General features: G+C 69.7%; 7 protein-coding genes. 3 read left to right on the plus strand and 4 right to left on the minus strand.

Translation table 11 applies throughout. The features are described 5' to 3' along the window. Positions 1–80 precede the first annotated feature (80 nt). On the minus strand, positions 81–560 hold the full coding sequence (locus AB0C84_RS38110) for a carboxymuconolactone decarboxylase family protein (RefSeq protein ID WP_361075689.1): 480 nt from the start codon (positions 558–560) through the stop codon (positions 81–83). Positions 561–573: 13 nt separating this feature from the next. After that, positions 574–1,650 (minus strand): dihydrodipicolinate reductase, encoded by a 1,077-nt coding sequence (locus AB0C84_RS38115; protein ID WP_361075692.1) that lies wholly within the window; start codon positions 1,648–1,650, stop codon positions 574–576. Positions 1,651–1,861: 211 nt separating this feature from the next. On the opposite strand from AB0C84_RS38115, the gene AB0C84_RS38120 reads away from it, so the two are divergent. Beyond that, the gene (locus AB0C84_RS38120) at positions 1,862–3,403 is read left to right on the plus strand and encodes a GMC oxidoreductase (protein WP_361075695.1); all 1,542 of its coding nucleotides are present in this window, start codon (positions 1,862–1,864) and stop codon (positions 3,401–3,403) included. Between the two features lie 45 nt (positions 3,404–3,448). On the opposite strand, the gene AB0C84_RS38125 is transcribed toward AB0C84_RS38120, so the two are convergent. Further along, entirely contained in the window at positions 3,449–4,792 is a 1,344-nt protein-coding gene (locus tag AB0C84_RS38125; protein WP_361075698.1) for a hypothetical protein, read from the minus strand. A 574-nt stretch (positions 4,793–5,366) separates the two neighbouring features. Here AB0C84_RS38125 and AB0C84_RS38130 point away from each other — a divergent pair. Next, the gene (locus AB0C84_RS38130; protein ID WP_361075701.1) at positions 5,367–5,504 is read left to right on the plus strand and encodes a hypothetical protein; all 138 of its coding nucleotides are present in this window, start codon (positions 5,367–5,369) and stop codon (positions 5,502–5,504) included. A 61-nt stretch (positions 5,505–5,565) separates the two neighbouring features. On the opposite strand, the gene AB0C84_RS38135 is transcribed toward AB0C84_RS38130, so the two are convergent. Then, positions 5,566–6,105, minus strand: a complete 540-nt coding sequence (locus AB0C84_RS38135) for a hypothetical protein (RefSeq protein WP_361075704.1) — start codon at positions 6,103–6,105, stop codon at positions 5,566–5,568. Here AB0C84_RS38135 and AB0C84_RS38140 point away from each other — a divergent pair. Then, positions 6,094–6,495, plus strand: a complete 402-nt coding sequence (locus AB0C84_RS38140; RefSeq protein WP_361075707.1) for a nitrilase-related carbon-nitrogen hydrolase — start codon at positions 6,094–6,096, stop codon at positions 6,493–6,495. The two genes, AB0C84_RS38135 and AB0C84_RS38140, sit on opposite strands and share 12 nt — an antisense overlap. Positions 6,496–6,825 lie beyond the last annotated feature (330 nt).

Below are 6,825 nucleotides of genomic sequence, written 5' to 3' on the forward strand. Positions count from 1 at the left end.
CTGAAGCCAGGGTCCGAAGGGGTTCGCGGTTCGCCCGGATACCGGGCCCGGCGCGGGGTGGCGCCGGGCCCGCCTCCGCGTCAGGGATGCGGCAGGACGCACATGGCGTCGAGGCCGAGGACGCGGTTGAGGCGTCCGAAGGCCAGCCAGGAGCCGATGCACATGCTCAGCTCCACGATCTCCGCCTGGGTGTAGCCGGTGGACATCCGGGCCCAGAACTCCTCGTCCAGGCCGTGGTGGTCGAGGACGTAACGCTCGGCGTACTCGGCGGCCAGGCGGGTGCGCTCGTCGAAGGCCTCGGTGGTGCGCCACTCGGTCACCGCGTCGGCGAACCCCTCCTCGACCTTCTCGCTGTCGCGCTCCGTCCGCCAGTCGAGGCAGAACAGGCACCCGTTGAGCTGGGCGACGCGCAGCCGGGCGGCCTCGAACTCGCGGAGCCCGAGGGTGGTGTGCGCGTAGACGGCGAGGGAGAGGTTCGAGGCGGCGGGGCCGATGCCCGGCACCATCTCGCCCCACACGTACTGGATCGGGTCCTTGCCCTCGGGGATCTCGATGTTCACGGGCCTGCCCTTCTCACGACGCCTTCCAGAGTTTGCCCACGGCGGGACGGACGGGAACGTCGAGCGCGTCGTAGAGGCCCGGTTCGGCGTCCACGAGCCAGTCGATGGCGTTCACCAGGCGTCCGGCGGCCGTGGCGTTCCCTCCGGCGGCGCGGTTGCCGTGCTCGTCGGTGGCCTCGACCGTGACCTCGATGCGCGGCACGCCCTCGATGACCACGCGGTGCGCGCCGTCGCCGTCCGGAGGCACGGGCCAGTCGGGCGCGCAGGACGGGTGGATGCGCGTGACGTGTTCGACGACGATACGGGGCTCTCCCGCCACGATGCCCTGGACCTCGAACCGCACCGCGCCCTGCGTGCCCTTCTCGAAGTCGCCCATGGAGGCGGTGGTGATCGTGGTGTCGAGGGGGCGCCGGTCCACGGTCTCGCGGATGTCGTCCAGCTCGGCGCCGAGGGCGCGGGCCATCAGCCTGACCTGCCCGCCCCACACCATCGTCGGGACCGTCGCGGCGAGCATCGGCGGCTCGTAGTCCATCGGCTGGCCCATGCCGACCAGGTACCGGACGGAGTCGGGCTGGTCGTAGGCGGAGTAGTCGAAGATCTCCTGGCAGCGGACGACGTCGATCGTGCCGGCGAGGCCGCTGACCAGCAACGGCAGGACGTCGTTGCCCCATCCGGGGTCGACGCCGGAGGCGAACAGGGAGCCGCCGCCCTCGGCGATCGCGTCCAGCACCTGCGCGCGCATCTCGGGCGGCGCGCCGCGCTGGTCGTAGAGGGCGTAGAGGGCGGGGGTGACGACGACGGCGCCGGCGCGGATCGCCTGGAGGACGTCGGCGAGGGCGTCGTCCGGCCGGATGTCGCCCGACGCCGCGTACACGACGGCCTGCGGGCGGGCGGCGAGCACCGCCCCGGCGTCGGCGGTGGCCGCGACGCCGAGGTCGCGGCCGAGGCCGGCGAGGTCGCCCGCGTCCCGTCCGACCTTCGCGGGATCGTGGACGATCACGCCGGTCAGCCGGAGCCCCGGGTGCGCCTCGACGGAGCGGACGGCCAGCCGTCCCATGTTGCCGGTACCCCACACGACCACGGAGATCATGCGCGGAATGTACCAGGTCCCAAGCAAGCACTTGGTAGTCCACATGTGGTCATGAGAAACTCCCGGGTAACTCGTGACGCGCCTCACATTTGGCTATAGAACACGTTCTAATCTCACGAGTGAGGGAGGTCACATGCGTGACTCCACCCCGTCCCTTAGCGTGTCCCGTCGAGGTTTCATCGTTGGAACCGGTTCTATCGTAGGGCTGGGCATGCTCGGCCGGACCGGCGCCGCCGCGGCCCCGGTCCCCGCGCCGATCCCCAACGGCGCCCGCGTCCCCGTCCTCGTCGTCGGCACCGGGTACGGCGGCTCGGTCGCCGCGCTGCGCCTCGCCCAGGCGGGCATCGACGTCCACATGGTCGAGATGGGCATGACCTGGGACACCCCGGGCTCGGACGGCAAGATCTTCTCGGGCATGCGGTCGCCGGACTACCGCGCCTACTGGCTCCGGACGCGGACCAAGCAGCCCCTCAGCAACTTCCTCGGCTTCCCGATCGACAAGGACGTCCCCAAGTACACCGGGATCCTGGACGCCGAGGACTTCGGCGGCATCCTCGTCTACCAGGGCCGCGGCGTCGGCGGCGGCTCCCTCGTCAACGGCGGGATGGCGGTCACGCCGAAGCGGTCGCGGTTCAGCGCCATCCTGCCCTCGGTCAACGCCGACGAGATGTACAACGTCTACTACCCGCGCGCCAACTCCGGGCTGGGCGTCAACGAGATCGACCGGGCATGGTTCGACACCACCGACTGCTACCAGTACGCGCGGGTCGGACGTAAGCACGCCCAGCGCTCGGGGTTCGAGTTCGTCTACGTCCCGAACGTCTACGACTTCAACTACATGAAGCAGGAGGCGGCCGGCGCCGTGCCGAAGTCGGCGCTCAACGCCGAGATCCTCTACGGCAACAACTACGGCAAGAAGTCACTCCAGAAGACCTACCTGGCGCAGGCCAAGGCCACGGGCCGGGTCGCCATCTCGGCGCAGCACAGGGTGACGTCGGTGACGCCCGCGTCCGGCGGTGGGTACACGGTCGCCATCGAGCAGATCGACACGACCGGGAACGTCGTGGCGACCAAGACGGTGACCGCCGCACGGGTGTTCTTCGCCGCCGGCAGCGTCGGCACCAGCAAGCTGCTGGTCAAGCTCAAGGCGACCGGCGCGCTGCCCAACCTCAACGGCGAGATCGGGAAGGGCTGGGGCGACAACGGCAACGTCATGGTCGGCCGCGCCAACCACCTGTGGGACCCGACCGGCAGCCTCCAGTCGGGCATGCCGACGGGCGGCATCGACAACTGGGACGCCGGCGGCGCGTTCGCCGAGGTCGCGCCGCTGCCGACCGGGATCGAGACATACGCCTCGTTCTACCTGTCGATCACCAACACCCCGCACCGGGCCGCGTTCTCCTGGAACGCCTCCGCCGGACGGGTCGACCTCAACTGGCAGACCGCCTGGAAGCAGTCCAGCATCGACATGGCCAAGTCGATCTTCGACAAGATCAACAGCAAGGAGGGGACGATCTACCGGACCGACCTCTTCGGCACCTACAAGATCTGGGGCGACCACCTCACCTACCACCCGCTCGGCGGCGCCGTCCTGAACAAGGCCACCGACAACTACGGCCGGCTGCACGGCCACCCCGGCCTCTACGCCATCGACGGCTCGCTCATCCCGGGCAACACCAGCGTGAACCCGTTCGTCACCATCACCGCCCTCGCCGAGCGGAACATCGAGAAGATCATCGCCACCGACCTGTGATGATCCGCCGGGATCCGGCCACGGGCGCGTGTGGCCGGAACCCCTCTACGGACAGGCGGGGAACAGCCGCCGCGTCCCAGTCCCGGCCGCGTAGGCGGCGGGGTCACTGAACCGGCAACCGTAGTCCGGACGCGCCACCACCGGCGGGCTCGTGGTCACATCACCCGCGGGGCGCGCGCCCTTGCCGATCCAGCGGACGAGATCGTCCCAGGCCGTGCCCGCTTCCACGTTCGAGAACTCGCAGTGCTGGGCCGTCCGGACGGCGCGCTGGACGAGCAGCCTCGACCGGTGGTTCCGCGCGACGTCCCTCGCGTAGATCTGCTCCATGGAGAACGGGACGAACAGGTCCCCCAGCCCGTGCAGGCTCAGGACCGGGACGTCCGGTCGCCCGTTGATGCGCGGCACCTGGGAGAGCCGGTTCGACAGCCGCGCCGGAAGGTTCTCGGCCCGCACCCGCTGGACCGTCCTGTTCACGTCCACCGGACTGTTCGGCTCGTACCGGGTGAACAGGTTCGTCCCGACCTGGCCCGGACTCTCGGCGAGGGTGGCGCCCGGAACGGACGGCTCGGCCAGCGTGAACGGGAAGTCCTTCCACACCGCGAACGACTGCTCGGCGCCGGGACGCGTCCCGCCCGTCCGGTCGACGACGATCGAGCGGAACTGCTTCCCGCGCTCGTTCGTGGTGTCGGGCCCGCCCGGCCGCAGCGCCGTCAGCCCGAGCGCCGCCTCGATCTTCGGGACGGTCACCGTCGCGTACCGGTCGGTGGCCGGGTACTCGCGGACCCCCGACAGGTCCTGCGCGACAAGGTTGTAGTCGAGGAAGTAGTCGAACAGTTCGTTGTCGCCGAGAACTCCGCACATGGGCAGCGCGCCGTTGTAATACCCGGGGAATTGCTCCAGCGAGCGTCCGATGATGTGCCCGCCCATGGAGACCCCGGCGATGATGCGCTGCTTGGGACGTCCCACTTCGCGGGCGAACAACTCGGCCACGTCCCGGGTACTCAGCACGCCCGCGCGGACGTCATATCCGTTGTCGTAGTAGGACGACGCCGCCCACGCGTACCCCTGGTCGAGAAGGCGTTGCCGCAGGCCGTACTGCGGCGGCTCCACCTTCAGCACGCGGCCCTGCCCCGCATAGCCATGCGCCCACAGCGCCAGCTTGCCGTTCCACTGCGGCGGCACCTCGATGTCATAGGCCGCGTGGCGATGGACGCCCTGCATCACCCGCGACGGTTTCCCGTGCACCTGGACGGGCGCGAGCGGCGGATTGTCGATGGTGTATCCGGGAAGCGGCTGGTCGCCGGGAACACGGTCGGCGCGAGCCGTACTCACCGGGACGACCACCGAGAGAACGAGAGCGGAGAGAACGGCGAGGGGGCGGAAGCGCATGATGCGCATTACATACCGTCCGGTCGGTAAGAGGAACGCCACGACCGCATCCGGCCTCGCCCCGGGTGCGCGGACGGCGAGCGGACGGCGAGCGCAGCCGCCATGCGGAACGCATTGCACTTCGCGGCGTGCTGCGAACGGTCCCTCCCGTAGCACGCCTAGGGCACCGACCACCGCAGCGAAAAACGGCCACTTCCTCGGCGGCTCCGCGGAGATGTTCGCCAGAACGCCGAAAAGCGTCCGTATCCCGCGCGCCCTCGCCCTGCTTGGGGCAGATTGTAGATCTTGAACCGAACCCCCCCAGGAGCCCTCCATCGACGAGTCCAACCGCCCCAGCGCCTGGCGCGACGAGGGGTATCGCCCCGAGTCGGCCGAATGGCCCCAACTCTGGTCCCGGCTTCAGCTCGGGCAGCCCCTCACTGGAACCGTCGTCTGGGTCCCGCGACCGGGCGCCATCGGGATCGGCGTCGACCTCGGCCTCCCCGTCGGCGGCTTCGTCGACGTCCTCCACCTGCCTCTGGACTCCACGCGGTGGCCCGCCCAAGGAACCACCACCGATTTCACGATCTGGTGGATGGACGAGAGGCCCCAGGTCCGGTTGATGCCCGCCGACCCCCGCTACCGCCGCGAGGACTTCGACGACTGGATCCGGCTTCAGAACACCGTGGCGGCCAAGGTCTTCCGCACGGGTGGCGCCGAGACGCGTGACTGATCAGAACGCGTCGGCCGGTCGGCCCTCATGAGACCTCATCTTGAGGATCAGGGGAACCGGCTTATCGCCGCGCTGCGCCGTACAGCGATCCCGCGAGCAGCGTGACACCCGACAGGGCACCGCTGACGAAGGGGATCCACTCCACGGACGACGCCGCAGCCATGATCATTCCGGCCGCCCCGAGACCGGACAGCACGACCCCCGGCACCGCGATGGCGCCCCTCTTCCACACCCGTGCCAGCACGACGAAATGCAGGCCGACGATCAACGCGATCCAGGCGACATTGACCTCCTGCGGCGCGCCCAGCGCCCGCAGCACGGCGATACCGCCGAAGATCAGCGCGAACTCCGCGACCACCACGAGCCCGAACCGCGGCCCGAACCACGCCGGCCGCCCGTCGCCGCGCCCCGTCCCGCCGCGCCCCGTCCCACCGCGCCGGTCCCCCCGGAAGCCGACCACCACCACCGCGGCCAGGCACAGCACCGCCAGGACCCGCAACGCGATCCCGACGGCCCCCGGCAGTGGCTCCCCCGCGTTGGCGAGCACGAAAGCGGTTCCAAAACCGGAACCGACCAGGAGACCGAGCAATTGCGGCGACATGCGGACGATCCTATTGACGGCGACCTGCGGTGCAGGACGCCGGCCGCCCCCGGCGACCGCATCACCGTCGCCCGGACCGCGATCGGCACGATCCGCGCGATGATCGGGGACGAGGTGTGGGTCCCGGAGGTGGCCCGCGCCCTCGCCCTGGAGGGCGCGGGCCACCTCGTCCACCCGACCTCGTGGAGCACCCCGGAGGCGATGCACGTCGCGGCGACCGAACGCACCGAGGAGAACAGGGTGCACCTGGTGTCGGTCACCCGGCCGGACTGCCCGGCAACTCGTACTGGATCTCGACCTTCGGGAGTCCAACGACAAGATGATGGGCCACCACCTGGACCCGCCGGCCAAGCGAACCCCCACCTGTACTCGATGTTCACCGAGCCCTGATCGGAACCGTCGTGCGGGTTCGTTCCGGCTTCACGACACCGTGGCGGAAAAGCCTTCCGCACAGGTGATGACGTAACGCGCCGCTGATCAGATCGCGCGCCACTTCGCCCGCCTGGCAATTCCTCTCATCCGGCTCCGTGCCGCGAACGACCGCGCCGCTCGAACCTAATTCCAGAACATTATTCGGCAAATTCTCTCGTGCGTCATCGAGGGCTCTCCGGACGGTGTATTCCGAAACCCTACAAACAGAGCGGCCGGAGGCCACGATGACCACCTTTGCCGAATACACGGACGAACTGACCCGCGTCAAGGACGAGCTCGCCGCCCTCG

The organism is Actinomadura sp. NPDC048955 (genome assembly GCF_040649435.1).
Classification (GTDB): Bacteria; Actinomycetota; Actinomycetes; order Streptosporangiales; family Streptosporangiaceae; genus Spirillospora; species Spirillospora luteofluorescens.